This is a genomic window from Pseudomonas sp. CAN1 (assembly GCF_030462585.1).
Lineage (GTDB): Bacteria > Pseudomonadota > Gammaproteobacteria > Pseudomonadales > Pseudomonadaceae > Pseudomonas.
In genome coordinates, this window is sequence record NZ_JASMRU010000001.1 from 14,550 (window position 1) to 41,150 (window position 26,601).

General features: G+C 66.8%; 23 protein-coding genes and 1 other RNA gene. 8 read left to right on the forward strand and 16 right to left on the reverse strand.

Translation table 11 applies throughout. The features are described 5' to 3' along the window. Positions 1-231 precede the first annotated feature (231 nt). The 4 genes from gcvP to QO207_RS00100 form a co-directional block, all read right to left on the reverse strand. Entirely contained in the window at positions 232-3,108 is a 2,877-nt protein-coding gene (gcvP, locus tag QO207_RS00085; protein WP_301478694.1) for an aminomethyl-transferring glycine dehydrogenase, read from the reverse strand. A gap of 75 nt (positions 3,109-3,183) precedes the next feature. Then, entirely contained in the window at positions 3,184-3,573 is a 390-nt protein-coding gene (gene gcvH / locus QO207_RS00090; protein WP_184590601.1) for a glycine cleavage system protein GcvH, read from the reverse strand. 66 nt (positions 3,574-3,639) lie between these two features. Further along, entirely contained in the window at positions 3,640-4,722 is a 1,083-nt protein-coding gene (gene gcvT, locus QO207_RS00095; protein ID WP_301478697.1) for a glycine cleavage system aminomethyltransferase GcvT, read from the reverse strand. A 112-nt stretch (positions 4,723-4,834) separates the two neighbouring features. After that, on the reverse strand, positions 4,835-6,454 hold the full coding sequence (locus QO207_RS00100; RefSeq protein ID WP_301478699.1) for an iron ABC transporter permease: 1,620 nt from the start codon (positions 6,452-6,454) through the stop codon (positions 4,835-4,837). Positions 6,455-6,630: 176 nt separating this feature from the next. Between QO207_RS00100 and QO207_RS00105 the strand changes: the two genes are divergently transcribed. Continuing rightward, entirely contained in the window at positions 6,631-6,969 is a 339-nt protein-coding gene (locus QO207_RS00105) for a hypothetical protein (protein ID WP_301478700.1), read from the forward strand. 14 nt (positions 6,970-6,983) lie between these two features. Here the strand turns inward: QO207_RS00105 and QO207_RS00110 are convergent, their stop codons facing one another. From QO207_RS00110 to QO207_RS00135, 6 genes are all read right to left on the reverse strand, one after another. Next, positions 6,984-7,985, reverse strand: a complete 1,002-nt coding sequence (locus QO207_RS00110) for an extracellular solute-binding protein (RefSeq protein WP_301478702.1) — start codon at positions 7,983-7,985, stop codon at positions 6,984-6,986. A 294-nt stretch (positions 7,986-8,279) separates the two neighbouring features. After that, complete coding sequence (locus tag QO207_RS00115) at positions 8,280-9,497, reverse strand: 2-octaprenyl-3-methyl-6-methoxy-1,4-benzoquinol hydroxylase (RefSeq protein ID WP_301478704.1); 1,218 nt, start codon at positions 9,495-9,497, stop codon at positions 8,280-8,282. Between the two features lie 50 nt (positions 9,498-9,547). Further along, positions 9,548-10,030, reverse strand: coding sequence for a DUF4442 domain-containing protein (locus tag QO207_RS00120; protein ID WP_301478706.1), 483 nt, complete (start codon positions 10,028-10,030; stop codon positions 9,548-9,550). A gap of 19 nt (positions 10,031-10,049) precedes the next feature. Next, a complete protein-coding gene (gene ubiH, locus QO207_RS00125) occupies positions 10,050-11,234 on the reverse strand; it encodes a 2-octaprenyl-6-methoxyphenyl hydroxylase (RefSeq protein ID WP_301478708.1) in 1,185 nt (394 codons plus the stop codon). Between the two features lies 1 nt (position 11,235). After that, positions 11,236-12,570 carry a Xaa-Pro aminopeptidase gene (gene pepP, locus QO207_RS00130; RefSeq protein ID WP_301478710.1) on the reverse strand — a complete coding sequence of 445 codons (1,335 nt, stop codon included), beginning with the start codon at positions 12,568-12,570 and terminating at the stop codon, positions 11,236-11,238. Between the two features lie 8 nt (positions 12,571-12,578). After that, positions 12,579-13,133: a UPF0149 family protein gene (locus tag QO207_RS00135; RefSeq protein WP_192432290.1), complete on the reverse strand. Its 555-nt coding sequence runs from the start codon at positions 13,131-13,133 to the stop codon at positions 12,579-12,581. Positions 13,134-13,314: 181 nt separating this feature from the next. On the opposite strand from QO207_RS00135, the gene QO207_RS00140 reads away from it, so the two are divergent. The 4 genes from QO207_RS00140 to QO207_RS00155 all read left to right on the forward strand — a co-directional run bounded on the left by QO207_RS00140 (position 13,315) and on the right by QO207_RS00155 (position 14,700). After that, a complete protein-coding gene (locus tag QO207_RS00140; protein WP_017521390.1) occupies positions 13,315-13,524 on the forward strand; it encodes a TIGR02449 family protein in 210 nt (69 codons plus the stop codon). Beyond that, on the forward strand, positions 13,521-13,850 hold the full coding sequence (locus QO207_RS00145) for a cell division protein ZapA (RefSeq protein WP_301478713.1): 330 nt from the start codon (positions 13,521-13,523) through the stop codon (positions 13,848-13,850). Before QO207_RS00140 ends, QO207_RS00145 begins: the two co-directional genes overlap by 4 nt. Positions 13,851-13,882: 32 nt before the next feature. Next, a non-coding RNA gene (gene ssrS / locus QO207_RS00150) (6S RNA) lies at positions 13,883-14,061 on the forward strand. 9 nt (positions 14,062-14,070) lie between these two features. Continuing rightward, positions 14,071-14,700 (forward strand): 5-formyltetrahydrofolate cyclo-ligase, encoded by a 630-nt coding sequence (locus QO207_RS00155; RefSeq protein ID WP_301478715.1) that lies wholly within the window; start codon positions 14,071-14,073, stop codon positions 14,698-14,700. A gap of 34 nt (positions 14,701-14,734) precedes the next feature. Here the strand turns inward: QO207_RS00155 and QO207_RS00160 are convergent, their stop codons facing one another. Further along, positions 14,735-14,869, reverse strand: coding sequence for a hypothetical protein (locus QO207_RS00160; protein WP_128082560.1), 135 nt, complete (start codon positions 14,867-14,869; stop codon positions 14,735-14,737). A gap of 339 nt (positions 14,870-15,208) precedes the next feature. Here QO207_RS00160 and QO207_RS00165 point away from each other — a divergent pair, with 339 nt between their 5' ends. Together QO207_RS00165 and QO207_RS00170 are read left to right on the forward strand one after the other, a co-directional pair. Beyond that, positions 15,209-15,670, forward strand: a complete 462-nt coding sequence (locus QO207_RS00165) for an EVE domain-containing protein (RefSeq protein ID WP_301478717.1) — start codon at positions 15,209-15,211, stop codon at positions 15,668-15,670. A gap of 44 nt (positions 15,671-15,714) precedes the next feature. Next, on the forward strand, positions 15,715-17,574 hold the full coding sequence (locus QO207_RS00170) for a diguanylate cyclase (protein ID WP_301478719.1): 1,860 nt from the start codon (positions 15,715-15,717) through the stop codon (positions 17,572-17,574). A 167-nt stretch (positions 17,575-17,741) separates the two neighbouring features. On the opposite strand, the gene QO207_RS00175 is transcribed toward QO207_RS00170, so the two are convergent. The 4 genes from QO207_RS00175 to QO207_RS00190 all read right to left on the reverse strand — a co-directional run bounded on the left by QO207_RS00175 (position 17,742) and on the right by QO207_RS00190 (position 23,281). Further along, the gene (locus QO207_RS00175; RefSeq protein WP_301478720.1) at positions 17,742-18,866 is read right to left on the reverse strand and encodes an ABC transporter permease; all 1,125 of its coding nucleotides are present in this window, start codon (positions 18,864-18,866) and stop codon (positions 17,742-17,744) included. A gap of 1 nt (position 18,867) precedes the next feature. Beyond that, on the reverse strand, positions 18,868-21,618 hold the full coding sequence (gene rbbA, locus QO207_RS00180) for a ribosome-associated ATPase/putative transporter RbbA (RefSeq protein ID WP_301478722.1): 2,751 nt from the start codon (positions 21,616-21,618) through the stop codon (positions 18,868-18,870). Continuing rightward, positions 21,615-22,688, reverse strand: a complete 1,074-nt coding sequence (locus QO207_RS00185) for an HlyD family secretion protein (protein ID WP_301478724.1) — start codon at positions 22,686-22,688, stop codon at positions 21,615-21,617. Before QO207_RS00185 ends, rbbA begins: the two co-directional genes overlap by 4 nt. Before the next feature lie 230 nt (positions 22,689-22,918). Continuing rightward, the gene (locus tag QO207_RS00190) at positions 22,919-23,281 is read right to left on the reverse strand and encodes a flagellar basal body-associated protein FliL (protein WP_301479386.1); all 363 of its coding nucleotides are present in this window, start codon (positions 23,279-23,281) and stop codon (positions 22,919-22,921) included. Positions 23,282-23,494: 213 nt separating this feature from the next. On the opposite strand from QO207_RS00190, the gene QO207_RS00195 reads away from it, so the two are divergent. Next, positions 23,495-24,472, forward strand: a complete 978-nt coding sequence (locus QO207_RS00195; RefSeq protein ID WP_301478725.1) for an NADPH:quinone oxidoreductase family protein — start codon at positions 23,495-23,497, stop codon at positions 24,470-24,472. Between the two features lie 602 nt (positions 24,473-25,074). Here QO207_RS00195 and QO207_RS00200 read toward each other — a convergent pair. Beyond that, positions 25,075-26,598 (reverse strand): malonyl-CoA synthase, encoded by a 1,524-nt coding sequence (locus QO207_RS00200; protein WP_301478727.1) that lies wholly within the window; start codon positions 26,596-26,598, stop codon positions 25,075-25,077. Between the last annotated feature and the right edge of the window lie 3 nt (positions 26,599-26,601).

The following is a 26,601-nucleotide window of genomic DNA, read 5'->3' on the forward strand; positions in this document are numbered from 1 at the left end:
ACCAGCGTTATCCGCCGGAGCATGCGGCGGATAACCCGTTCCGGGTTATGCGCCCTACGGTGCTCACGCCGGATTCAACCTGTAGGAGCGAGCTTGCTCGCGAACCCGCCCAACACCGGAGCCGCCGGGGAATCCGTTCGCGAACAAGCTCGCTCCTACGAAAAGCTCCCATGAAAAAGCCGCCCGAAGGCGGCTTTTCCAGTTCAGCGCAAACTCACTTCAGCACAGCACTCACTCGCGGTAGTCATCCACCGGCACGCAGGCGCAGAACAGGTTGCGGTCGCCGTAGACGTTATCCACGCGGTTCACCGCCGGCCAGTACTTGAAGGCACGGGTGTGCTCGGTCGGGGTAATTGCGTCGGCGATCTGGTAGGGGCGGTCCCACAGCCCGGTAACGTCGGCCAGGGTGTGCGGCGCGCGCTTGAGCGGGTTGTCCTCGGCCGGCCATTCGCCGGTCTCGACCTTGGCGATCTCCGCGCGGATCGACAGCATCGCCTCGATGAAGCGGTCCAGCTCGTGCTTGGACTCGCTCTCGGTGGGCTCGACCATCAGCGTGCCGGGCACCGGGAAGGACATGGTCGGCGCGTGGAAGCCGTAGTCCATCAGGCGCTTGGCCACGTCTTCCTCGCTGATTCCGGTCTGTGCCTTGAGCGGGCGCAGGTCGAGGATGCACTCGTGGGCAACGCGCTCGTTGCGGCCACGGTAGAGCACCGGGAAGGCGCCATCGAGCTTGCTCGCCAGGTAGTTGGCATTGAGGATCGCCACCTCGGTGGCATCGGCCAGCTGCGGGCCCATCATGGCGATGTACATCCAGCTGATCGGCAGGATGCTCGCGCTGCCCCAGGGCGCGGCGCTCACCGCGCCGTTCAGCGGGTTCGGGCCTTCGATGCGGATCACCGGGTGGTTGGCGACGAAGGGCGCGAGGTGCTTCTTCACGCCGATCGGGCCCATGCCCGGGCCGCCACCGCCGTGGGGAATGCAGAAGGTCTTGTGCAGGTTCATGTGCGACACGTCGGCGCCGATGTCCGCCGGGCGCGCCAGGCCGACCTGGGCGTTGAGGTTGGCGCCGTCCATGTAGACCTGGCCGCCGTGGCCGTGGATGACCTCGCAGATTTCGCGGATGCCTTCCTCGTAGACGCCGTGCGTCGACGGGTAGGTGATCATCAGGCAGGACAGCTGCTCGCCGGCTTCGGCCGCCTTGCGCTTCAAGTCTTCCAGGTCGACGTTGCCGCCCTTGTCGCACTCGACGATGACCACGCGCATGCTCGCCATGATCGCCGAGGCCGGGTTGGTGCCGTGGGCCGAGGACGGGATCAGGCAGATGTTGCGGTGCGCGTCGCCACGGCTCTCGTGGTACTTGCGGATCGCCAGCAGGCCGGCGTATTCGCCCTGGGCGCCGGAGTTGGGCTGCATGCAGATGGCGTCGAAGCCGGTGATCGCGCAGAGCCAGCTTTCCAGCTCCTCGATCATCAGTCGGTAACCCTCGGCCTGCTCGCGCGGCACGAAGGGGTGCAGGCTGGCGAATTCCGGCCAGGTGATCGGGATCATCTCGCTGGTGGCGTTGAGCTTCATGGTGCAGGAGCCCAGCGGGATCATCGACTGGTTCAGCGCCAGGTCCTTGCCTTCGAGCTGGCGCAGGTAGCGCAGCATCTCGGTTTCGCTGTGGTGGCGGTTGAACACCGGGTGGCTCAGGTAGCCGCTGCTGCGCTGCAGGTCGACGGGGATGCCGTCGGCGATCTTGCCGGCATCGAGCTGGGCGACGTCCAGGCCGTGGCCGACACCGAGGATGATGTCGAACAGGCCGGCGAGGGTAGCGGCGCTGGTGGTCTCATCCAGGCTCACGCCCAGGCGGTCTTCACCGACGATACGCAGGTTCACACGGGCGGCGCGGGCGCGCTCGAGGATGGCCTGCTGCTGGGCGCCGACGTCCAGGGTCAGGGTGTCGAAGAAGTGCGGGTTGACGCGTTTGATGCCTTTTTCGGCGAGGCCGGCGGCCAGCACGGAAGTCAGGCGATGTACGCGCTGGGCGATGCGTTTCAGGCCCTGCGGGCCGTGGTAGACGGCGTACAGGCTGGCGATGTTGGCCAGCAGCACCTGCGAGGTGCAGACGTTGGAGTTGGCCTTCTCGCGGCGGATGTGCTGCTCGCGGGTCTGTAGCGCCATGCGCAGCGCGGTGTTGCCGCGGGCGTCCTTGGAGACGCCGATGATGCGGCCGGGCATGGCGCGCTTGTAGTCGTCGCGGCAGGCGAAGAAAGCCGCATGCGGACCGCCATAGCCCATGGGCACGCCAAAGCGCTGGGCGCTGCCCAGGACCACGTCGGCGCCCAGCTCGCCCGGCGGGGTGAGCAGCAGCAACGCGAGAAGGTCGCTGGCCACGCAGGCGAGGGCCTGCTGAGCGTGCAGCGCTTCGATGACCGGGCGCAGGTCGCGGATTTCGCCGCGGGTATCCGGGTACTGCAGCAGCGCACCGAACACCGCGTGCTGGCCGAGGTTTTCCACTTCGTCGACCACCACGTCGAAGCCGAAGGCTTCGGCGCGGGTCTGCACCACGGAGATGGTCTGCGGATGGCAGTGGGCGTCGACGAAGAACAGGTTGCTCTTGGCCTTGGCCACGCGTTTGGCCAGGGCCATGGCCTCGGCAGCGGCGGTGGCTTCGTCGAGCAGCGAGGCGCTGGCCAGGTCGAGGCCGGTGAGGTCGATGGTCATCTGCTGGAAGTTCAGCAGCGATTCCAGGCGCCCCTGGGCGATCTCCGGCTGGTACGGGGTGTAGGCGGTGTACCAGCCCGGATTTTCCAGCACGTTGCGCAGGATGACGGTGGGGGTCAGGGTGCCGTAGTAGCCGGTGCCGATCAGGCTGGTCCACAGCTCGTTCTGCTGCGCGTAGCCCTTCAGCTTGGCCAGCGCACCCTGCTCGTCGAGGGCGGTGGGCAGGTCCAGCGGCCGGTTCAGGCGGATCGCCGGGGGCACCGTCTGTGCGATCAGGTCCTCACGGTTGCCGAGCCCGAGGGTGTCGAGCATGGCTTGCTGCTCGGCGGCGTCGGGGCCCAGGTGGCGGGCGAGGAAGGCATCAGGCTGGTGCAGCTGGGAAAGCGAAGGGGTGTTCGACATGGCCACGGTCTCGAAAGGTCGGTCCGTAAAAAGAACAGGCCCCGACGAGTCGAGGCCTGTGTTTACAGCAGTGTCTTACGCGTCGGCGTCGCTGGCAGCGCGGTAGCCGGCGGCGTCGAGGAGCTTGTCCAGCTCGGCCGGGTTGCTCGGCTTGAGCTTGAAGAACCAGGAGCCGTAGGGGTCGTTGTTGACTTCCTCGGGGGTGTCGGCCAGCACCTCGTTGACGGCGATGACTTCGCCGCCCACCGGGGCGTAGATGTCCGAGGCGGCCTTCACCGACTCGACGACACCGGCTTCCTGGCCGGCGGCGAGGGTCTTGCCCACTTCCGGCAGTTCGACGAAGACCACGTCGCCCAGGGCTTCCTGGGCATGGTCGGAGATGCCCACGGTCACGGTACCGTCGGCTTCCAGGCGCGCCCACTCGTGGCTGGCGGCGTAACGCAGGTCGGCGGGGATATTGCTCATCTTGTTGTTCCTCGGGGACTGGGCGACGGGCGGCGGTGCCGCCCCATACAAGTTAGATCATGCAATTTAGATCAGGGCTTTGCCATGACGCACGAAATTCGGCTGAACGACGCGTACCGGGTACCACTTGCCACGGATTTCCACTTCGGCGCGGTCGCCAGTGGCCGCCGGCACACGGGCCAGGGCGATGGATTTGCCGAGCGTCGGGGAGAAACTGCCGCTGGTGATCTCGCCTTCGCCGACGCCGGCGACGCGAACCACCTGGTGGGCGCGCAGCACGCCGCGCTCTTCCAGCACCAGGCCGACCAGCTTGGGCGCATCGCCGGCGGCTTTCTGCGCTTCCAGGGCCTTGCGGCCGATGAAGTCGCGGCCTTCGGGCTCCCAGGCGATGGTCCAGGCCATGTTGGCAGCCAGCGGGGTGACGTCTTCGTCCATGTCCTGGCCGTAGAGGTTCATCCCGGCTTCCAGGCGCAGGGTATCGCGCGCGCCCAGGCCTGCGGGGGAGATGCCGGCGCCGACCAGGTCGTTGAGGAAGCCTTGTGCCTCGACGGCCGGCAGCATGATTTCCAGGCCGTCCTCGCCGGTGTAGCCGGTGCGGGCGATGAACCAGTCACCGTCGGCCTTGCCCTGGAAGGGCTTGAGCTCGCGGATCAGCGCGGCGCGCGAAGGGGTAACCAGCTCAGCGGTCTTCTCGCGGGCATTCGGGCCCTGCACGGCGAGCATCGCCAGGTCCGGGCGCTCGGTGAGGGTGACGTCGAAGCCTTCGGTGTGGGCCTGCATCCAGGCCATGTCCTTGTCGCGGGTGGAGGCGTTGACCACCACGCGGTAGCCGTACACGCCGAGGTAGACGATCAGGTCGTCGACCACCCCGCCGCGCTCGTTGAGCATGCCGCTGTACAGCGCCTTGCCCGGAACCTGCAGTCGTTCGACATCGTTGGCCAGGAGTCGCTGCAGGTATTCCTTGGCCTGCGGACCGGTGACGTCGACCACGGTCATGTGGGAAACGTCGAACACGCCGCAATCGCGACGTACCTGGTGGTGCTCTTCGACTTGCGAGCCGTAGTGCAACGGCATGTCCCAACCGCCGAAATCGACGATCTTGGCGCCGAGGGCGACGTGCAAATCATAGAGCGGCGTGCGCTGTCCCATGGGTGTTCTCCTTCCGGGCGAGGCGGGTGCGGAGCGCGAGTACGGCCCGCACGAAACGCGCGCATTGTAGTCGCATGACCGGCCTCTGGACAGCTTGTCCGACGGCCGATTCTCAGGGCCGCGAAGAACCGCTCTGGCGCGCGGAGCGACGGATCAGGCCGATCACCGGGAACAGCCCCACCAGCACCAGCGTCAGGGCCGGCAGCGCGGCGCGCGCCCACTCCCCTTCACTGGTCATTTCGAAGACCCGCACGGCCAGGGTATCCCAGCCGAACGGACGCATCAGCAGAGTTGCCGGCATCTCCTTGAGTACATCGACGAATACCAGCAGCGCGGCACTCAGCGCTCCGGGCAGCAGCAGCGGCAGGTATACGCGCAGGAACAGGCCGACACCGCCGACACCCAGGCTGCGGGAAGCTTCCGGCAGCGACGGGCGAATCCGCGCCAGCGCGCCCTCCAGCGGGTTGTAGGCCACCGCCATGAAGCGGATCAGGTAGGCCACCAGCAGCGCCCCGAGGCTGCCCAGCAGCAGTGGCTTGCCAGCGCCACCCAGGGCGCTGGAGAGCGGGATCACCGCGTGATTGTCCAGCCAGCTGAAGGCCAGCATGATCGCCACCGCCAGCACCGAGCCGGGCAGCGCATAACCGAGGTTTGAGATACCCACCGCCGAGCGCACCGCTGGCGTCGGCGACAGGCGCCGTGCGAAGACCAGCAGCAGCGCCACGCCGACCGTGATCAGCGCCGCCAGGCCGCCAAGGTAGAGGCTGTGCAGGATCAGCCCCCAGTAACGCTCGTCGAGATCGAAGCGGCCCTTCTGCCAGACCCACACCACCAGTTGCAGCACCGGGATGACGAAGGCGCAGGCGAACACCAGCAGGCACCAGGCGCTGGCGGCGAAGGCCTTCCAGCCGTGCAGCCGGTACAACGCCGCGCCGCGCGGACGCTCGTTGGCCGTACCGCTGCGGCCACGGCTGTAGCGCTCGCCCAGCAGCACCAGCATGACGAACAACAGCAGCAGGCTGGCCAGCTGGGTGGCGCTGGAAAGGCTGTAGAAGCCATACCAGGTCTTGTAGACGGCGGTGGTGAAGGTATCGAAGTTGAATACCGAGACGGTGCCGAAGTCCGCCAGGGTCTCCATGATCGCCAGCGCCAGCCCGGCGCCGATGGCTGGCCGCGCCATGGGCAGGGCGACGCGCCAGAAGGCCGCCAGCGGCGACAGCCCGAGTACCCGCGCCGCTTCCATCAGGCCGCGCCCCTGGGCGAGGAAGGCGGTGCGCGCGAGCAGGTAGACGTAGGGGTAGAAGACCAGCACCAGTACCGTGATCACGCCGCCGGTGGAACGCACGCGGGGCAACCGCAGGCCGCTGCCGAACCATTCGCGCAGCAGCGTCTGCACCGGCCCGGAGAAGTCCAGCAGGCCGACGAAGACGAACGCCAGCACGTAGGCCGGCACCGCGAACGGCAGCATCAGCGCCCAGTCCAGCCAGCGCCGACCGGGGAATTCGCAGAGGCTGGTGAGCCAGGCGAGGCTGACGCCGAGCACGGTCACGCCGACGCCCACGCCCGCCACCAGCACCAGGGTATTGCCCAGCAGGCGGGTCATCTGGGTTTCCCACAGGTGCGACCAGATTTCGCGGTCGATCTCCGCCCAGCTCAGCAGCAGGACGCTGATGGGCAGCAGGACCAGGGCGGCGACGGCGAATGTGATGGGATACCAGCGGTTGGCGCGCATGCGTGGCGTGTTTCCAGGACTTCAGAGGGTGTTCGTAGGAAATGCCGCCGCGTTACAGGCGGAAGCTTCCATCATTGGAATCGAATTCGCCCGATCCTCGGCGAGCGGGGATAAAGAGCAAGGTACGGCGGTCGAATCGGCCACTGTGCCACTGCCTTCCCCAAGGAAAAAGTCCCATGTTGTCTCGTCGCCAACTTCCAGCCCTGCTGCTGATCCCGCTGTGCAGCCTGGCCCTGGCCGAAGAATCCACGCCCGTCGAATCCTGCCTGGCGATGGCCATCAGCAAGGTCGCCGAGGACCCGAAGCTGCAGGAGCGCTGGCAGAAGACCTGGATCGAACCCGGCTCGATTGTCGTCGAGGATTACGACGGCTCGGTCGACGATCAGCACGCCGGCAAGCGCCTGACCGCCCAGCTGCGCCGCGGCGAACAGTCCGATGGCGTATTCGTCTGCCTGCTGGCAGACGACGGCACAGCCCTCTCCGTTATCCACCAGGATGACAGCGGCGCCCGCTGAGGCGCCGCCAGCGATCAGTTCCAGCCAGCGCGGTCCATCAGCTTGATCGCTTCGGCCTGGCGCTTGCCGGCGATCTCCACCGGGATGCTGTCGGCCTTGAACTCACCCCAGGCTGCCACTTCCTGCGACGGTGCCACCTTCGGGTTGGCCGGGAATTCCTGGTTGATGCCGGCGAACAGCGACTGCGCATCCGGCCCGGTCATCCACTCCACCAACTTTTTCGCCGCTTCCGGGTGCGGCGCGTGCTTGGTCAGGCCGATGCCCGACAGGTTGACGTGCACGCCACGGTCGCCCTGGTTCGGCCAGAACAGCTTCACCGGCAGTTGCGGATTGTCCTTGTGCATGCGCCCGTAGTAGTAGGTGTTGACGATGCCGACGTCGCACTGGCCAGCGGCAATGGCCTGCAGCAGCGCGTTATCGTCGGAGAACACGTCGGTGGCCAGGTTGTTCACCCAGCCCTGGAGAATCTGTTCGGTCTTCTCGGCGCCGTGGGTCTCGATCAGCGTCGCAGTCAGCGACTGGTTGTAGACCTTCTTCGCGGTGCGCAGGCACAGGCGGCCTTCCCACTTCGCATCGGCCAGCTCCTCGTAGGTCGACAGTTCCTCGGGCTTCACCCGCTGGGTCGAATAGGCGATGGTCCGCGCGCGCAGCGACAGGCCGGTCCAGCTGTCGGTGCCGGAGCGGTACTGCGGCGGGATGTTGGCATCCAGGGTCGGCGAGTCGAAAGGCTGCAGGATGCCCATCTTCTCGGCCTGCCAGAGGTTGCCGGCATCCACGGTCAGCAGCAGGTCGGCCGGGGTGTTCGCGCCTTCCGCCTTGATCCGCGCCATCAGCGGCGCTTCCTTGTCGGTGATGAACTTGATCTTCACCCCGGTCTTCTCGGTGTAGGCGTCGAATACCGGCTTGATCAGCTCGTCGATGCGCGAGGAATAGACCACCACTTCGTCGGCGGCCTGGGCGGTGCTACCGAGGGCGGCCAGCAGGAGGGTGGCGAGAAGACCTTTGCGCGCGAGCATGAGCTTGTCCTTTGCGGGGAAGAAATCCCGCAAATGATAAGGAACCTCATTTGCTATCGAGCCGCGTGTTTGTGTCGGGGTGTTTCGATGGGGTGTGGTTTGGGGTCGCGGGGAAGAGTGGCGATGCAGGCCAAGAGCCCCTCACCCCAGCCCTCTCCCAGAGGGAGAGGGAGCTATTCGGAGCAGATGGATATCGCGGAGTCAGCCGGCGAGCCCTGACCCATCCGCTTGCGCCAGTCAGTCCCCTCTCCCTCCGGGAGAGGGTTAGGGTGAGGGGCCGCAGGCCACCTTGAGTTACACCCGCGCCAGCTCCGGCAGATCACCGGAAAGCCCCAGCGCCTGCCGCACGAAAACACCCTTGGCCTCATGGTGCTTGTCCACCAGCCGCAGCCCGGCGTTGCGCAGCCAGCGCACGGCCAGCGGGTCGGCCTGGAACAGGCGCTGGAAGCCCTCCATCGCCGCCATCATCGCCAGGTTGTGCGGCATCCGCCGACGCTCGTAGCGGCTCAGCACACGCTCCTCGGCGATGTTCTCGCCACGGGCGTGGGCATGTTCGATGACTTCGGCGAGCACCGCGGCATCGAGGAAGCCCAGGTTCACGCCCTGCCCGGCCAGCGGGTGGATGGTGTGCGCGGCGTCGCCGATCAGCACCAGTCCCGGCTCCACGTAGCGCTTGGCGTGACGCTGGCGCAGCGGTATGCAAAGGCGGCGGTCGGCATGTTCGATGGCGCCCAGTCTATGTTCGAAGGCCAGGCCCAGGGCCTTGCAGAAACCTTCGTCATCCAGCGCCATCAACTTCTCGGCCTGCTCTGGCGTCGTCGACCAGACGATCGAGCACCAGTGCGCGTCGCCCTCCTTCGCCAGCGGCAGGAAGGCCAGCGGGCCGTCGTCGGTGAAGCGCTGCCAGGCGGTGGCCTGGTGCGGCTTCTCGCAGCGCACGCTGGTGACGATGGCGTGGTGCAGGTAATCCCACTCGCGGGTGGCGCAGCCGGCCAGGCGGCGCACGGCGGAATTGGCGCCGTCGGCGGCGACCACCAGCGGCGTGCGGATTTCGCGGCCGTCGGCAAGGCTCAGCAGCCAGTCGTCGCCGGAGTGGCGCAGCTGTTCCAGGCGCGCATTGGGCAGCAGGCCGAGAGCGGAGTCGTGCAGGCGCTCCAGCAGGGCATCCTGCACCACACGGTTCTCGACGATGTGGCCGAGCATCTCGGCATGCACGCTGGCGGCGCTGAAGTGGATCTGCCCGGTACCCGAGCCATCCCACACCTGCATCTCGCGGTAGGGTTCGGCGCGCCGTGCGGCGATGCCGTCCCAGGCGTGCAGGCGCTGGAGGATGCGCCGGCTGGCCTCGGACAGCGCACTGACGCGCGGCTCGAAGGGCGCTTCGCGGTCGAACGGTGCGACGCTCAGCGGCGAGCCGTCCAGCAGCAGGATGTCCAGCCCGCTGCCTTCCAGGGCCAGGGCCAGCGCGCTGCCGACCATTCCCGCCCCGACGATAACCAGATCCGCGTGCATGTGCGTTCCTTCTTCAGCGGCCCGCGCAGCTTCGGCGCGGGCATCGAAATTCAAGCGGCCTGCCGCGCGCGCGGCTTGAGCCGGACGTACAGGGTCTTCTGCACCCGCGCCACCAGGGTGCCTTCGCCGTCACGCACTTCGGCGTGCAGGCGCGGCAGGTATTTCGCACCGTCGGCGGTGCGCTCGCGGATCTCGTCGAGCAGCGCCTGGTCGATACGGAACTCGGCGTACACCGGGCCCTTGCCGGGGCTGACGAATTCGATGTTGGCAGCCTTGTCCCAGACGATGTAGTCGCCCCCCAGGTTCTCCATCAGCATCAGCATGAAGAAGGGGTCGGTCATGCTGTACAGGCTGCCGCCGAACTGGGTGCCGACGTAATTGCGGTTGAACAGGTTGAGGCCCATCTTCACCCGCACCTCGCGAAAGTCCGCGCTGATGTGGCGCACCCGCACCCCGGCGCCGAGGTACGGCGGGTAGAGGTTCAGGCCCAAACGCAGCAGACGGGCGCGGTGCGGGCTCTTGCGGACTGGCATCGACGGTACGGGCATCGACTCAGACCGGCCGGGCGCCCAGGCCCATGGCCTGGCGGGCGAACCAGCGCTTGGCCGGGGGCAGCAGGTCGAGGCCGAGCAGGCCGATGTTGCGGCCGGTGGCCAGCAGCGGCTGGGTATTGGAGAACAGCCGGGTGACGCGGTCGGAGAAGCCGACGGTCATCTGCTGGTCGAGGCGCTGGCCTTCGAGGTAGCGCTGCAGCACGGCGAAATCGCCCGGTGCGGCCTGCTCCTGCAGCAGGCGGTCGCCGAGTGCCTGGGCATCGCGCAGCGACAGGTTGAAGCCCTGCCCGGCGATCGGGTGCAGGCTGTGGGCGGCGTTGCCGAGCACCACCAGGTGCGGGCGAATCTGCTCGTCGGCCTCGGTCAAGCTCAGCGGGTAGCCGTAGCGCACGCCGACCTGGCGCAGGGCGCCGAGGCGATAGCCGAAGGCTTCCTGCAGCTCGGCGAGGAAGGCCCCGTCGGGCAACTCGCGCAGACGCTCGGCGTCGCTGCCGGTACGAGTCCAGACCAGCGCGCAGCGGTTTTCCGGCAGCGGCAGCAAGGCCAGCGGGCCGTTCTCGGTAAAGCGTTCAAAGGCCTGCCCGCGATGGGCTTCGGACGGGCTGATGTTGGCGATCAGCGCAGTCTGCCCGTGGGACGAGGAGCGCACATTGATGCCCAATTGCTCGCGCAGACCGGAGCGGCCGCCGTCGGCCAGCACGGCGAGGTCGCAGTCCAGCTGCGAATCGTCGTCCAGGGTCAGACGGTAGCCGTCGCCCAGGGCGTCCATCCGCCGGACTTCGGCGGGGCAGCGCCAGCTCACCACCTGCGGGTCCAACGCGTGCCAGAGGGTCTGGCCGAGCCAGGCGTTCTCCACCACGTAGCCGAGCGCCGGGACGCCCTCCTCCACCGCGGTCAGGCGCGCGGAGCCGAAGCGGCCGCGGTCGGAGACGTGGATCTGGGTGATCGGTTCGGCACGCTGGGCGATCTGCTGCCAGAGCCCCAAGCGTTCGTAGATCTGCCGGCTGCCGAAGGACAGCGCCGTGGAGCGCGCGTCGTAGCTCGGCTGGTAGGCGTCACCGGGAGCGAAGGGCTCGACCAGCACGATCTGCCAGCCGCGCGCGCGGGCGCCAGCCTGGAGGATCAGCGCGAGGCTTGCGCCCACCAGTCCGCCACCGATGATGGCCAGTTGCGTACGTTGCATGTCAGGCGGCCTGGGCCTTGGCTTCGGCCATCAGCGCCTCGATTTCGGCGACGGTCTTCGGCACGCCGTTGGTCAGCACTTCGCAGCCGGTCCTGGTCACCACCACGTCGTCCTCGATGCGCACGCCGATGCCGCGCCACTTCTTCGGCACGTCGGTGTTGTCCGGGGAGATGTAGATGCCCGGCTCGACGGTCATCGCCATGCCCGGTTCGAGCACGCGCCATTCACCGCCGACGCGGTATTCGCCGACGTCGTGCACGTCCATGCCCAGCCAGTGGCCGGCACGGTGCATGTAGAAGGCCTTGTAGGCTTCGCGCTCGATCAGCTCGTCGACATCGCCCTTGAGCAGGCCCAGTTCCACCAGGCCGGCGGTGATGACCCGCACGGTGGCCTCGTGGGCTTCGTTCCAGTGGCGACCCGGCGCGATGAAGTCGAAGGCCGCCATGTTGGCGTCCAGCACCAGCTGGTAGATGGCCTTCTGCTCGGGGCTGAAGACGCCGCTGGCGGGGAAGGTGCGGGTGATGTCGCTGGCGTAGCAGTCGATCTCGCATCCGGCGTCGATCAGGATCAGGTCGCCGTCCTTGATCTGCGCGTCGTTCTCCCGGTAGTGCAGGATGCAGGCGTTGCGGCCAGTGGCGACGATGGAGCCGTAGGCCGGCATCTTCGCGCCGCCCAGGCGGAAGGCGTATTCCAGCTCGGCTTCCAGGTGGAACTCGTGGAGCCCCGGACGGCAGGCCTGCATGGCGCGGATGTGGGCGCCGGCGGAGACTTCCGCGGCGTAGCGCATCACCTTCACCTCGCCGGCGCTCTTGTACAGGCGCTGGTCGTGCAGCAGGTGGTCGAGAGCGACGAATTCGTTCGGCGGCTGCGCACCCTGGCGCGCCTTGGAACGGATCACGTTGATCCACTCCATCAGCCGGCGGTCGAACTCCTGGTTGGCGCCCAGCGCGTAATACACGCGGTCGCGGCCTTCGATCAGACCAGGGAGGATGTCGTCGATATCGCCGATGGGGAAGGCATCGTCGGCGCCGAAGGTGGCGATGGCACCGTCCTGGCCGGCGCGCAGGCCGTCCCACAGTTCACGCTCCGGATCGCGCTCGCGGCAGAACAGCACGTACTCGCCGTGCTCGCGGCCGGGGATCAGCGCCATCACCGCTTCCGGCTCGGGGAAGCCGGTGAGGTACTGGAAATCGCTGTCCTGGCGGTAGACGTGCTCGACGTCGCGGTTACGGATGTACATCGGCGCCGCCGGGAGAATGGCGATGCTGTTGGGTTCCATCTGCGCCATCAGCGCCTTGCGACGACGGGCGTATTCCGACTTGGCGATACGGATCATGCGCGACCTCAATGCAGGGAGGGTTTCTCGGCCGGTGCCGGCACCTTGCCGAATTCGGAGAACAGCAGCAGCGGGGCGACGCGCAGGTATTCCTGCACTTCCATGTAGTCGGCCTCGCCGTCTTCGGATTCTTCCAGCTGGCCGCCGACCTGGGCGATGGCGGCGATGTCCTGCAGCACTTCGTCGGCTTCGTCGGACAGGCTGGGGGAACGCAGCGCCAGGCCGAAGCCGGCGAGGAAGCCCTGGCACCACTGGCCCAGCGCGGTAGCGCGCTCCAGCAGCGGCTCGTCGTCGTTGGGCAACATCAGCACCACGGCCATCTCGCCCTGGGTGAAATCCTGCTGGACCATGCCCAGCAGGCCGCCAAGGGCCGCGCCCAGGCGCTCGCCCGGCTCGCCGCCGAGCAGCTCGCCAGCGGCCTGCAGCCACTCGCCCTGGTCGAAGCCGGAGCCTGCGCAAACACGGCCAAGCAGGTGGCCGTGCAGTTCGGCGGGGGAAATCGGCAGGGCAGCCTCGGCGAGCAGGGCGGCGAAAGCGGTGTAGGCGGAGCTGGAAGTGGACATGTCGAACCCGGATGACGGCTAGGCGCCATCAGGCGCCGCGCTTAGAATATGGTCCGTTATCCTAGCACCGGCGCACACAGCAAGACCATGTGACGAAGCGCCGGGCAGCCGTGCGTTGACCCACCCCCACGGCAGTCCTATATAGTTCTCGATTACTAAAGCAACTCCCAAGCGAGAGCCCATGGAAGACGCCGACCTGCACGCGCTGATCGCCAAGTTCGACCTGCTGCTCCAGCGCCTGGAACAGCTCAAGGCCGAGAACCGGCTGCTGCGGGCGAACGAGAAAAGCTGGCGGGAAGAACGCGCCCATCTGATCGAGAAGAACGATTTGGCTCGGCAGAAGGTCGAAGCGATGATTTTGCGTCTTAAAGCCCTGGAGCAGGACTCATGAGCCAGTCGAACACCCTGAACGTCCAAATCCTCGACAAGGAGTACTGCATCGCATGCCCTGCGGACGAGCGCGTCAACCTGGAAAGCGCCGCGCGCTATCTGGACAGCAAGATGCGCGAGATCCGCTCCAGCGGCAAAGTGATCGGTGCTGACCGCGTCGCGGTGATGGCTGCCCTGAACATCACCCACGAGCTGCTGCACAAGCAGGAGCGCGTCGAGACCGACAGCGGCTCCACCCGCGAGCGCGTGCGTGAACTGCTCGAGCGCGTTGATCGCGCGCTGACCACCGAGCCCCTTACCACCGATAAAGAGCAGGGTGAAGTCTGACCAGGGAAATTTCCTTGGGGTATAATCGGCCTCGCTCCCTGGTGTGTTGGCCAGTCGGTGATGTCCCTGAGCCGATAATTGCAACAACGGGGGTTGCCAGTTGGGCTGGTGTGCATGTCCGCACGACGGAAAGCCTTAAAGCCTACTGCAACCACCACCTTGAACTCTCGGGTTCAAGGGCTAACCCGACAGCGGCATGTCCGGGGAGCTTTACCCTTCCATGATCCACTCTGCTGGTCTCTCCCGCCCTGCCCTGCGCCGCCAGTTGCGCCAGGCCAGACGCGCACTCACTCCCCTGCAGCAACGCCTCGCCGCCCAGGCCCTGTATCGCCAGCTCGCGCAGCATCCGCTGTTCCGCCGGGCGAAGCACATTGCCCTGTACCTGCCGGCTGATGGCGAAATCGACCCGCGTCCATTGATGAAGGCTGCGCAGAAGCGCGGCAAGGCGACCTATCTGCCGGTGCTCTCGGACTGGCCACGCACGCACATGACCTTCCAGCAGGTGGGCATCGGCGAGCGCTGGGTGCGCAACCGCTTCAACATTGCCGAACCGCAGGCCGACCGACGGCGCCAGCGGCCGGCCTGGGCGCTGGACCTGCTGTTGCTGCCGCTGGTGGGCTTCGATCCGCAGGGCGGCCGGCTGGGCATGGGCAAAGGCTTCTACGACCGGACCCTGGCCTACCTGGGCATGCGCAAAAATTGGCAGAAACCGACGCTATTGGGCCTGGCGCACGAGTGCCAGAAGGTCGACAAGCTGGAGCTGGCGAGCTGGGATGTGCCGCTGCTGGGCATAGTGACGGACGGCGGCTGGTATGGCCGTCTGGCGACGGAATCGCGTTCCTTGCGATAACCGTGGCGGATGCCACTGATTCAGGCGAACTGGATCAGGGCTGCTGGGTGACCTGCACCGGGGCGTTGCCCTGGCGCTGTTCCCAAAGGCTCTGGGTGTAACCGGTGGTGACGACCCCAAGGCCGAAAAGTATTACCAACACCCACAAAAGATCTGGCTTGCGTTTCATCGATTGCCTCCCCCTTCCAGGCAAACTGTCCACGATGACCGGCGGTGGTTTTTTTATCCGTCCGGCGGGCCAAGCTGAAAACGGCGGCATTCTCCGACAATGAAAGGCATCCCGCAATTCTGACGCCAACCGATCGTCGGACGATCTCCGCCCTGCAAAACTTCGCGCACATTCAGGCAATGTTCATGCCGAATTCCCACATATTCTTCCTACAGCAAGTTTCCGGCGAGTTGGCAGCTTGTCGCAGGGGAAACGCCTACCCTTGATCCTCATGGGCCTCGTTGCCCACTTCGCCCAATCCGTTTCACACAACCGTTTCACACAAGGAGACCCTCGCGGATGGCACGCGCTTACTGGCTGATGAAATCCGAGCCCGACGAACTGTCGATCCACGACCTCAAGCGCCTGAAGAGCGCGCGCTGGGATGGCGTGCGCAACTACCAGGCACGCAACTTCATGCGCGCCATGCAGCCGGGCGACCTGTTCTTCTTCTACCACTCCAGCTGCCCGGAGCCGGGCATCGCCGGCATTGCGCAGATCGAGGGCGAAGCCTACGACGACCCGACCGCGCTGGACCCCAAGAGCCATTACCACGACCCCAAGGCCAGCGCCGAGAAGAACCCCTGGACAGCCCGCGACGTCGGCTTCGTCGAGGCCTTCCGTTCGGTGCTGCCGCTGGCCGCGCTGAAAGCCCAGGCAGGCCTTGAGGAAATGCCCCTGGTGCAGAAAGGCAGCCGCCTGTCGGTAATGCCGGTGACCGCCGAGCAGTGGGCACTCGTCGTCGGCCTGGCGCACAAGTAGAGGCAATGTGCTATTAGCTTGTTGAAGCCTCCGGAATTCGTCACATGCGCCGCCTTCAGTCCTCATTAGCGACCTACCTCGGGCTGGGCGGCCTGCTCTGCGTGCTGCTTTTCGCCAGCGCCTGGCTCGGCGAGGAACTGGCGAGCAGCGAGCGCCAGCGCGTGCAGGAACGCCTGGCCTACCAGGGCCGCAGCCTGGCGCACCAGTTGGAGGCCAATCTCCACGAGCAGGTCCAGGGTCTGAGCCTGATCGCCCAGCTATGGACCCACCATGGCCGTATGCCGCGCGCCGAATGGGAGCTGGACGCGCGTTTCTACGTGCGCAGCTTTGCCGGCTACCAATCGATCCAGTGGTCCGGCCCCGACCTGCGCATCCGCTGGCTGGAGCCGCTGCAGGGCAACGAGGCGGCGCTAAATTTCCAGCTCACCGGGCTGCACCCCAACTACGCCACCGCCATGGCCGCCCGCGACAGTGGCAAGCCGCGCCTGAGCGACAGCGTCGAGCTGGTCCAGGGCGGCCGCGGCTTCGTTCTCTACACCCCGGTATTCATCCGCGATCCCGCCAACCAGCTGCAGTTCGACGGCTTCATGCAGGGCGTGTTCCGCGTCGGCCCGCTGATGGACAACCTGCTCAAGCAGGCCGACAACCACCTGTTCAGCGTGCGTCTGCTGGAGCACGGCCAACCGCTCTACGTGCGCGACCAGCCCGACAGCGATGCCGAGCAGCTGCTGCGCCTGCCGCTGCGCCTGCTCAACAACCGCAGCTTCGAGCTGGAGCTGCGCCCCACCCAGGCGCTGGTGCAGTCACTATCCACGCCGCTGCCGATGGTGGTGTTCGGCGGGGGCGTGGCGATCAGCCTGCTGCTGGTGGCGGCGCTGTTCCTCGCCCGCGAGAACGCCCGCCGCGCCACTGCGCTGAGCGCCAGCAACGAGTTGCTCAACCAGGAAGCGGAGCAACGCCAGGAGGTCGAGGCAAGCCTGCGCGACAGCCGCGGGCGCCTGCAACTGGCGCTGGACCTGACCGATTCCAGCCGCGACGCGCTGTTCATCTTCGACCTGCAACAGCGCGAGCTGCTGCACATGAACCGCGCCACCTACAGCGCCCTGGGCTACAGCGCCGAGGAGTTCCGCCGTTTGCTGCACCTGGACCCGGAGCGACTGATCCCCGGCTTCTTCGCCTGGATCCAGCTGGTGCAGCAGGCCCACCGGCTGAACCTGTCGATGATCTTCCAGCGCGAGATGCTGCGCCGCGACGGCAGCCTGCAGCCGGCCGAGATCAACACCCAGCTGATCCACCAGGGCGAGCGCGAGTACCTGATCGCCGTGGCCCGCGACAACAGCGAGCGCCTGCAACTGGAGGCGCAGCTGCAGAAGCTGTCGCAGCAGGACGGCCTCACCGGGCTGTACAACCGCCGCTACTTCGACCGCCAGCTGCAGAGCGAATGGCGCCGCCTGCGCCGCGCCGACGCACCACTGGCGGTGCTGATGCTGGATGTCGACCACTTCAAGCGCTTCAACGACTGCCTCGGCCACCTGGCCGGCGACGACGCGCTGCGCCGGGTCGCCAGCTGCCTGCAGGAGTGCCTGCAACGCGAAGGCGACGTGGCCTGCCGCTATGGCGGCGAGGAGTTCGTCATCATCCTCACCGACACCGACCCGGACGGCGCCGGGCATGTCGCCGCACGCGTGCACCAGCGCGTCGCCGAGCTGGGCATCGCCCACCCGGCGGCGGAGCTGGGTCGGTTGACCGTGAGTATCGGCGTGGCCATCGCCACGCCGGGGCAGGATGCCGAGCCGGACCAGCTGATCGCCCAGGCCGACCGCGCGCTGTATGCGGCCAAGCACAGGGGGCGCAACCAGACGTGTGTGTGGCCGGTGGATATGTCAGAGCGCACGTCTTCCTGAGACTTCGTGCGAGGCTGCCCTCTCCCCCCGCCCTCTCCCTGAAGGGAGAGGGAGCCGTCTGTGCCGGCTTACGCCATGGTTTCAACATGCACCGAACCAGTCCCCTCTCCCTCTGGGAGAGGGTTAGGGTGAGGGAAATGCATGGCGCAGCAGCGTACTGTTCAGCGTCAAGCCATCTGCCCGATAGTCCTGCGGAAGCGCCACAGCGCGCCGAAGAAGAACGCCGCACCGATCCCGACGATCCCCAGCAACTGCGGCCAGACGATGGACAGGTCCGCGCCGCGATAGAGGATTGCCTGGGCCAGGCTGACGAAGTGGGTGGTCGGCGCCGCCAGCATGATGGTCTGCACCAGCTCCGGCATGCTCTCCCGTGGCGTGGTACCGCCGGAGAGAATCTGCAGCGGCATCAGCGTGAGGATCACCAGCAACCCCAGTTGCGGCATCGAGCGCGCCACGGTGCCGATGAAGATGCCCATGGACGTGGTGGCGAACAGGTGCAGCGCCGCGCCCAGCAGGAACAGCCCCACCGAGCCGCTGATCGGCACGTCGAGCCAGCCGCGCACCACCAGCTGCAGCGAGATCGCCGCCGCCACCAGCACCACGGTGCCCATGGACCAGACCTTGGCCATCATGATCTCGAAGGCGGTCAGCGGCATCACCAGCAGGTGCTCCACCGTGCCGTGCTCGCGCTCGCGGATCAGCGCGGCGCCGGTGAGGATGATCGACAGCATGGTGATCTGGTTGATCACCTCCATCACCGCGCCGAACCAGGCCTGGGTCAGGTTCGGGTTGAACTCCATGCGCACCGCCAGCTCCGCTGGCATCGCCGCCTCGGCGCGGTAGCGGCTGACGAATTCGCCGACCTCGGTACCGACGATGTTCTGGATGTAGCCGGCGCCGGAGAAGGCCTGGCCGGTCTGCGTCGCATCGACGTTGACCTGGATCGCCGGCTGCCGCCCGGCCAGCACGTCGCGCTGGAAGTCCGGCGGGATATCCAGGGTGAAGGTGTACAGGCCGACGTCCATGCCGCGGTCCATCTGTGCGTGGCCGATCATTTCCGGCACCCGGAAATACGGCGGCTGGAAGGCATTGACGATACGCGAGGAGAGCTGCGACTGGTCCTCGTCGACGATGGCAATCGGCGCGTGGTGCAGGGTCTCCGGCACGCCGGTGGCCGAGCTGTAGACGCCCAAGGTGAAGGCCCAGGCGATCAGGATCWGCATCGCGTAGTCACGGCCCAGGCTGCGGAATTCCTTGATGCCGAGGTTGAAGATGTTCGCCAGCTTGTTCATCTCAGACCTCCTGCTTCTTCAGGCAGGCCACGCTGAGCAGCGTCAGCACCACCACCATGGCCAGCAGCGGCAGGTAGTAGACCCACAGGTCGGCAAAGCCCAGTGCCTTGGAGAAGGCGCCACGGCTGACGATGAGGAAATGCGAGGTCGGGTAGAGCTGGCCGATCACCGCTGCCGCGCCTTCCAGCGAGGACACCGGGTGGATCAGCCCGGAGAACTGGATCGCCGGGATCATGGTGGCGATGGCGGTGCCGAACACCGCGGCGATCTGGCTCTTCATGAAGGTCGAGAGCAGCAGGCCGAGGCCGGTGCTGGTCACCACATAGAGGAACGCGCCGACCAGCAGCGCCAGGAAGCTCCCCTTGAGCGGCACCTGGAACAGCAGCACAGCCATGGCCAGCATCAGCACGAAGTTGATCATGCCCATGCCGATGTACGGCAGCTGCTTGCCGAGCAGGAACTCCAGGCGAGTGACCGGGGTGACGTAGAGGTTGGTGATCGAACCCAGCTCCTTCTCGCGCACCACACCCAGGGCGGTCAGCATCGCCGGAATCATGATCAGCAGCAGCGGGATCACCGCCGGCACCATGGCCTTGAGGCTCTCCACGTCGGGGTTGTAGCGGAAGCGCACTTCGGTGCTCGCCGCGGCGCTGGCGGCGGCGTTGCCGTTCTGTCGCGCAAGGTCGGCCAAGTAGCTGGCGTGCAGCCCCTGCACATAGCCGAGCACGGTGTTGGCGCGGGTCGGCATGGCGCCGTCGATCCATACGCCGATGGCCGGGTCGGCGCCGCGCTTGAGGTCGCGGCCGAAGTTTGGCGGGATCTCCACCGCCAGGCTGATGTCGCCGCTACGCAAGCGCCGCTCCAGCTCCTCGGGGGTCTGGATCGGCGCCTTCTCGATGAAGTAGCGCGAGCCGGAAATGTTCAGCGCGTAGGTCTGGCTGGTGGTGGTCTGGTCGCGGTCGAGCACTGCGTAGGTGAGGTCCTCGACGTCCATGTTGATGCCGTAGCCGATGATGAACATCAGCAGCGCGGTGCCCACCAGCGCCAGGGTCAGGCGGATCGGGTCGCGGCGCAGCTCCATGGCCTCGCGGCGCGCGTAGCTGAACAGGCGCAGCCAGCTGAAGCGGTCGCTGCCCTTGTAGCGAGCGGGCAAGGCTGAATTTTCCTGGGTAGCGCGCTCCGGAGTGGGCGTGGCGTCGGCCACCGGCGCGCTGCCGGCGGCCTCTTCCAGGTAGGCGATGAAGGTGGCTTCCAGGGTCGGCAGGCCGCGCTTGTCGATCAGCCCCTGCGGGGTGTCGCTGTCGAGCACCTTGCCGGCGTGCATCAGCGAGATGCGGTCGCAGCGCTCGGCCTCGTTCATGAAGTGGGTGGAGATGAAGATGGTCACGCCGTCGTTGCGCGACAGCTCCACCATCAGCTCCCAGAAGCCGTCGCGGGCCACCGGGTCGACGCCCGAGGTGGGCTCGTCGAGGATGAGGATTTCCGGTTTGTGGATTACCGCCACGGCCAGCGACAGGCGCTGGCGGATACCCAGCGGCAGGCTGTCGGGCAGCTCGTTGCTGACCTTGCCCAGGTCGAAACGCTGGAGCATTTCCGCGACGCGTGGGCCGATCTGCTCATGCGGGATGTGGAACAGCTTGGCGTGCAGTTCGAGGTTCTGCAGCACCGTCAGCTCGGCATACAGCGAGAAGGCCTGGGACATGTAGCCGACGCGCCGGCGGGTCGCCATGTCGTTGGCGTTCACCGGCTGGCCGAACAGCGCACAGGTGCCTTCGCTGGCCGGCAGCAGGCCGGTAAGCATCTTCATGGTGGTGGACTTGCCGCAGCCGTTGGAACCGAGGAAGCCGAAGATTTCCCCGCGCTCGATGCGGAAGCTGACGCGGTCCACCGCGACGAAATCGCCAAAGCGGCAGGTCAGCCCCTCGGCCTCGATGGCGATCTGCGGCGCGCCGTCAGGCTGCGGGCGCGGCGGAATTACCAGTTTGTGGTGGCCAGCGCGCTTGCTCTCGGGCAGCAGCGCGATGAACGCCTCTTCGAGATTCTGTGTGGCGGTCTGCTCGCGTAGCTCGGCGGGTGTGCCGGTGGCGAGCACCTTGCCCTCGTCCATTGCTACCAGGTGATCGAAGCGCTCGGCCTCCTCCATGTAGGCGGTGGCCACCAGCACGCTCATGCCTTCGCGGCCGGCGCGGATGCGCGCGATCAGCTCCCAGAACTGGTTGCGCGACAACGGATCGACGCCCGTGGTGGGCTCGTCGAGGATCAGCAAGTCGGGGTCATGGATCAGCGCGCAACACAGCCCGAGCTTCTGCTTCATGCCGCCAGAGAGCTTGCCCGCCGGGCGCTCGGCGAAGGGCGCAAGGCCGGTGCTGTGCAGCAGGTCGGCAATGCGCCGCTCGCGCTCGGCCTTGTCGTGGCCGAACAGGCGGCCGAAGAAGTCGACGTTCTCGAACACCGAGAGCGTCGGGTAGAGGTTCTTGCCCAGGCCCTGCGGCATGTAGGCGATGCGCGGGCACACGGCGCGACGATGGCGCGCGTCGCGCATGTCGCCGCCGAGCACCTGGATTTCGCCGTCCTGCATTTTCCGCGCGCCGGCCAGCAACGCCAGCAGGCTGGACTTGCCGACGCCGTCCGGGCCGATCAGGCCGACCATGCGGTTGGCCGGGATTTCCAGGCTGATGTCGTCCACTGCGCGGGTCTCGCCGTAGCGCAGCGAGACGCCAGCCAGACGGGCCACACAGTTGGCGGCGTTCATTGCGGGACCTTGATCTGCAGCTCAGCCGGCCATTCCACCTGCGGGTCGAGGCGCAGGTAGGCCATGCCCGGTACGCCGGTCTTCACGTAGGTGATGTACTTCTCCAGCAGGCCCGGATCGAGGCGCGCCTTGACGCGGAACATCAACTTCTCGCGCTCGTTGGCGGTCTCCACGGTCTTGGGCGTGAACTGCGCGACGCTGGCGACGTAGGACACTTTCGCCGGGATCACGTACTCGGGCACGGCATCGATCACCAGGTGCACTTCCTGGCCCAGCCCGACCTTGCCGGCCTGGCCCGAGGGCAGGAAGAAGGTCATGTAGACGTCGGCCAGGTCGACCATGTTGAGCAGCTTGCCGCCGGCTGCCAGCACCTCGCCCGGCTGCGCCACGCGGTACTGCACGCGGCCATTGCGCGGGGCCTTGAGCAGGCTGTCGTCGATGTCCGCCTGCAGGCGCTCGACGCTCGCGGTGGCGGCCTCGATGGCCGACTGCGCCTCGATCACCTGGGAGCGCGCGGCAGAAATGCCGGCATCCGCCGAGACCACCTGGGAACGTGCAGCTGCCAGCGCTGCCTGGGCGCTCTGCATCACCGCGCGGTCGTCATCCAGTTGCTGTTGCGGCAGGGCGTTACGCTTGACCAGCTGTTCGGTACGGGTGAAGCGCTTCTGCGCGGCGGTGAGTTCGGCCTGGCGCTGGGCGACCACGGCCTGGGCGGTGGACTTCTCGCTGGTGCGCTGAGCCACCAGCGATTCGGCGGTAAGGCGCGCATTCTGCGCCCGGCGCACTTCCGCCTGGGCCTGGGCGAGCTGGGCCTGGAGCACCTGGGTGTCCATCTTCGCCACCACCTCGCCGGCCTTCACGAAGTCGCCTTCGTCCACCAGGATTTCCGCCACGCGGCCGGGCAGCTTGGTGGCCACGTCGACCTCGGTAGCCTCGATGCGCCCGTTGCCGCTGGCGAAGCCTTCCGGGAGGCCGGCAGGCTTGAAGGTCTGCCAGGCCAGCGCGGCGAGCACGGCCAGCACCAGCACCGCGAGGCCGCGGCTGCGCCAGCTTTTTGCGTTTCCTGTCATCCGAATTCCCCTTTGTCCAGGCGCTCGAATTCGAGCGGATCATGAGGGGATGTTCGGCGAGCAGCGGCAAACGGGGTTTGATTCAGGTCAGGCGCGCGCCGGAAATTTCCTACGCACCATGTGAGGCGGGGCTTTCAGCCCGGCATTGCGGCAAGCAGCCGCAGCCGGGCGGGAGAAGCGCCTGCCGTGCGCAGATGAGTCGCGCTCATGCAGGCGATTCCCGGAGGGAGTCAGGGCTGGACGATGAGGTTGTTGAACAGCAGGTCGTCCACCAGCGGTTTGCCTTCTTCCTGCTGCAGCACGGTCTGCACCTGCTTGAGGGCTTCCTGGCGCAGCTTCTCCTTGCCGTCGACGCTGCCGAGGGAATCGTCGGTCTGCTGGGCGAACAGCATCACCAGCTGGTTGCGGATCAGCGGCTCGTGGTGCTCGACCTTCTCCGAGGCCTCCTTGCCGGTGACCTTCAGCGCGATGTCGGCCTTGAAGTACTTCAGGCGCGGGCCGCTGCCGTAGTTGCCCACCAGCGCCGGGGTGAGGTCGACGAACACAGGCTTGTTGGCGTCTTCCGGCTTGGCCTCTTCGGATTCTGAAGCCATGACGAAGGTACTGAAGGAAAAGGCCAGCAACAGGGCGAGGAAAGCTCTCAAGGCGATGTCTCCGGATTCGATGGGCAAAGGATAGCCACACTCGCGCCGCCGCCCAAGCTATATCGGGGCATAAGCCCAGGCCATGGTGATTTGCCCCCTGTGCCTGCGCTCCTACACTGGCCCTCTACTCACCAAGAAGAACCTCCAACGGAGTACGTCCTCATGAAAGCCGTGCTGTGCAAAGCCTTCGGCCCCGCCGAAACCCTGGTGCTGGAAGAGATCGCCAGCCCCGAGCCGAAGAAGAACGAAGTCCTGCTGCAGGTGCACGCTGCCGGGGTGAACTTCCCCGACACCCTGATCATCGAGGGCAAGTATCAGTTCAAGCCGCCCTTCCCGTTCTCCCCGGGTGGCGAGGCTGCTGGGGTGGTGGGCGCCGTCGGTGAGAAAGTCAGCCACGTGAAACCCGGCGACCGCGTGATGGCGCTGACCGGCTGGGGCAGCTTCGCCGAAGAAGTCGCCGTACCCGGCTACAGCGTGATGCCGATCCCCGACGGCATGGACTTCGCCAGCGCCGCCGCCTTCGGCATGACCTACGGCACCTCCATGCACGCCCTCAAGCAGCGCGCCAACCTGCAGCCGGGCGAGACCCTGCTGGTGCTCGGCGCCTCCGGCGGCGTCGGCCTGGCCGCGGTTGAGATCGGCAAGGCCATGGGCGCCAAGGTCATCGCCGCCGCCAGCAGCGACGCCAAACTGGAAGTGGCCAAGGCCGCCGGCGCCGACGTGCTGATCAACTACAGCGAAGGCAGCCTAAAGGACAAGCTCAAGGAACTCACCGGCGGCCAGGGCGTGGACGTGATCTACGACCCGGTGGGCGGCGACCTGTTCGAGGAAGCCTTCCGCTCCATCGCCTGGAACGGCCGCATGCTGGTGGTCGGTTTTGCCAGCGGCACCATTCCCGCGCTGCCGGCCAACCTCACCCTGCTCAAGGGCGCCTCCCTGGTCGGCGTGTTCTGGGGCTCCTTCGCCCAGCGCCAACCGCAGGACAACGCGGCGAACTTCCAGCAGCTGTTCGCCTGGTTTGCCGAAGGCAAGATCAAGCCGCTGGTGTCGCAGACCTTCCCCCTGGAAAAGGCCGCCGACGCGATCAACCACCTGGGCCAGCGCAAGGCGGTGGGCAAGGTGGTGGTGACGGTTCGCTGATTGCTTCTCGCGCCATGAAAAAGCCCCGCTGATGCGGGGCTTTTTCATTCCTACGCGGGAGCACCGGCGCTGGGCGATTCGCGAGCAAGCTCGCACCTACGAAAAGCGCTGCGCAGCTGGGCGTGGCTGTAGGAGCGAGCTTGCTCGCGAACAACCGGCCACTCCGAACTATCAGGATCGTAGGGCGCATAACGCGCCAGCGTTATCCGCCGCGGTGGGGTCGGCGCATAAGCCGTTCCGGGTTATGCGCCCTACGGTCTTCCAGCGAAATATCCACGCACGCCGAACGCCCCGTTCAACGAGGGTATTTTTCGCCCCAAGCGAAAAACCGGATGTCCGGGGCAAGACTTTTGGTTCCTTTTGGGAGGGCGGCTATCCGACGTTTGCCAAAAGGGACTCGCCCGAGGGGGCGAAACAAGAAGCCCATGCGCACGCCGAAGCGGCGCGGGCAAACCGGGCGCGAGGCAGGCACATCGCGGACGGAGTCCGCTCCTACGCGAGGCCACACCTGATATCTCCAGCAGGAGCTGATCTCGCGGAGAAGCTCCGCTCCTACAAAAGAAAAAGCCCCGCATGAGCGGGGCTTTTCTTACTCCGGAGGTTCAGGAATACAGCGCCTTGAACTGCTCCCGCAGCACATTCTTCTGCACCTTGCCCATCACATTGCGCGGCAGCGCCTCGACCACCATCACCCGCTTGGGCTGCTTGAAGCGCGCCAGCTTGCCGTCCAGCGCGGCGAGCACCTGCGCCTCGCTGGGCGCCTGGCCCTTGCTGGCCACCAGCACCGCCGTCACACCCTCGCCGAAGTCCGGGTGCGGTACGCCGATCACCGCCGATTCGGCCACGCCCGGCAGGGTGTCGAGGATCTCTTCCAGCTCCTTGGGATACACGTTGAAGCCGCCACTGATGATCATGTCCTTGTTGCGCCCGACGATCTGCACGTAGCCACGGTCGTCGACGAAGCCGATGTCACCGGTCATGAAGAAGCCGTCCGCGCGCAGCTCCTCGGCGGTCTTCTCCGGCATGCGCCAGTAGCCCTGGAACACGTTCGGCCCGCGCACTTCGATCATCCCCGGCTCGCCTTGCGGCAGCAGGGTCGGCTCGGCCTGGGCCGGATCAGTGATGCGCAACTCGACGCCCGGCAGCGGGAAGCCGACGGTGCCGGCGATGCGCTGGCCGTCCAGTGGGTTGGAAGTGTTCATGCCGGTCTCGGTCATGCCGTAGCGTTCGAGGATGGCCATGCCGGTGCGCTCGGAGAACGCCCTGTGGGTCTCGGCGGTCAGCGGCGCGGAGCCGGAGATGAACAGGCGCATGTGCGCCACCGCCTCGCGGGTCAGGCCGGGCTGGTCGAGCAGACGGGTGTAGAAGGTCGGCACGCCCATCAGCAGGTTCACCTGGGGCAGCAGCTTGAGCATCTGCGCGGCGTCGAACTTGCTCAGGAAGAGCATCGAGCCGCCGGCCATCAGCAGGCTGTTGCAGGCCACGAACAGGCCGTGGATGTGGAAGATCGGCAGCGCGTGGAGCAGCCAGTCCTCGCTGCTGATGTTCCAGTAGTCCACCAGCGCGCGGGCGTTGGAGACCAGGTTGCCGTGGCTGATCATCGCGCCCTTGGAACGCCCGGTGGTGCCGGAGGTGTAGAGGATCGCGGCGAGATCGGAAGCGGCGCGCTCGACGTCGGCGAAGCGCCCCGGCTTGCCGTGCACCTTGGCCATCAGCGAGCCGTCGCCGGCATCGCCCAGGGTTTCCACGTGGGCCACGCCGCTGACTGTCGCCAGCTCGCGGGCCTGAGCCTCGAAGGCCGGGGCGCAGACGAACAGCGAGGGCTCGGCATCATCGAGGAAGTAGCGCAGCTCCTCGCCGGTGTAGCCGCTGTTGAGCGGCAGGTAGACCGCGCCGACGCGCAGCACGGCGAGGTAGAGCATTACGGTCTCGGGGCTCTTGTCGACCTGCACGGCCACGCGGTCGCCCGGCTGCACGCCGAGCTCCACCAGCGCATGGGCGAACTGCGAGGTGCTGCGCAGCATGTCGGCATAGCTGTAGCCGCCACCGTCCGGGGTGCGGATGAAGGGCTTGGAAAGGTCGCTGGGCAGGTGTTTGCCGACTTCGGCGAAAAGGCTCTGGTTCATGGT

Coding starts and splice junctions, on each gene's coding strand:
- gcvP (WP_301478694.1), bottom strand. CDS start 3,108: ATGTCGAACACCCCTTCGCTTTCCCAGCTGCACCAGCCTGATGCCTTC.
- gcvH (WP_184590601.1), bottom strand. CDS start 3,573: ATGAGCAATATCCCCGCCGACCTGCGTTACGCCGCCAGCCACGAGTGG.
- gcvT (WP_301478697.1), bottom strand. CDS start 4,722: ATGGGACAGCGCACGCCGCTCTATGATTTGCACGTCGCCCTCGGCGCC.
- QO207_RS00100 (WP_301478699.1), bottom strand. CDS start 6,454: ATGCGCGCCAACCGCTGGTATCCCATCACATTCGCCGTCGCCGCCCTG.
- QO207_RS00105 (WP_301478700.1), top strand. CDS start 6,631: ATGTTGTCTCGTCGCCAACTTCCAGCCCTGCTGCTGATCCCGCTGTGC.
- QO207_RS00110 (WP_301478702.1), bottom strand. CDS start 7,985: ATGCTCGCGCGCAAAGGTCTTCTCGCCACCCTCCTGCTGGCCGCCCTC.
- QO207_RS00115 (WP_301478704.1), bottom strand. CDS start 9,497: ATGCACGCGGATCTGGTTATCGTCGGGGCGGGAATGGTCGGCAGCGCG.
- QO207_RS00120 (WP_301478706.1), bottom strand. CDS start 10,030: ATGCCAGTCCGCAAGAGCCCGCACCGCGCCCGTCTGCTGCGTTTGGGC.
- ubiH (WP_301478708.1), bottom strand. CDS start 11,234: ATGCAACGTACGCAACTGGCCATCATCGGTGGCGGACTGGTGGGCGCA.
- pepP (WP_301478710.1), bottom strand. CDS start 12,570: ATGATCCGTATCGCCAAGTCGGAATACGCCCGTCGTCGCAAGGCGCTG.
- QO207_RS00135 (WP_192432290.1), bottom strand. CDS start 13,133: ATGTCCACTTCCAGCTCCGCCTACACCGCTTTCGCCGCCCTGCTCGCC.
- QO207_RS00140 (WP_017521390.1), top strand. CDS start 13,315: ATGGAAGACGCCGACCTGCACGCGCTGATCGCCAAGTTCGACCTGCTG.
- QO207_RS00145 (WP_301478713.1), top strand. CDS start 13,521: ATGAGCCAGTCGAACACCCTGAACGTCCAAATCCTCGACAAGGAGTAC.
- QO207_RS00155 (WP_301478715.1), top strand. CDS start 14,071: ATGATCCACTCTGCTGGTCTCTCCCGCCCTGCCCTGCGCCGCCAGTTG.
- QO207_RS00160 (WP_128082560.1), bottom strand. CDS start 14,869: ATGAAACGCAAGCCAGATCTTTTGTGGGTGTTGGTAATACTTTTCGGC.
- QO207_RS00165 (WP_301478717.1), top strand. CDS start 15,209: ATGGCACGCGCTTACTGGCTGATGAAATCCGAGCCCGACGAACTGTCG.
- QO207_RS00170 (WP_301478719.1), top strand. CDS start 15,715: ATGCGCCGCCTTCAGTCCTCATTAGCGACCTACCTCGGGCTGGGCGGC.
- rbbA (WP_301478722.1), bottom strand. CDS start 21,618: ATGAACGCCGCCAACTGTGTGGCCCGTCTGGCTGGCGTCTCGCTGCGC.
- QO207_RS00185 (WP_301478724.1), bottom strand. CDS start 22,688: ATGACAGGAAACGCAAAAAGCTGGCGCAGCCGCGGCCTCGCGGTGCTG.
- QO207_RS00190 (WP_301479386.1), bottom strand. CDS start 23,281: ATGGCTTCAGAATCCGAAGAGGCCAAGCCGGAAGACGCCAACAAGCCT.
- QO207_RS00195 (WP_301478725.1), top strand. CDS start 23,495: ATGAAAGCCGTGCTGTGCAAAGCCTTCGGCCCCGCCGAAACCCTGGTG.
- QO207_RS00200 (WP_301478727.1), bottom strand. CDS start 26,598: ATGAACCAGAGCCTTTTCGCCGAAGTCGGCAAACACCTGCCCAGCGAC.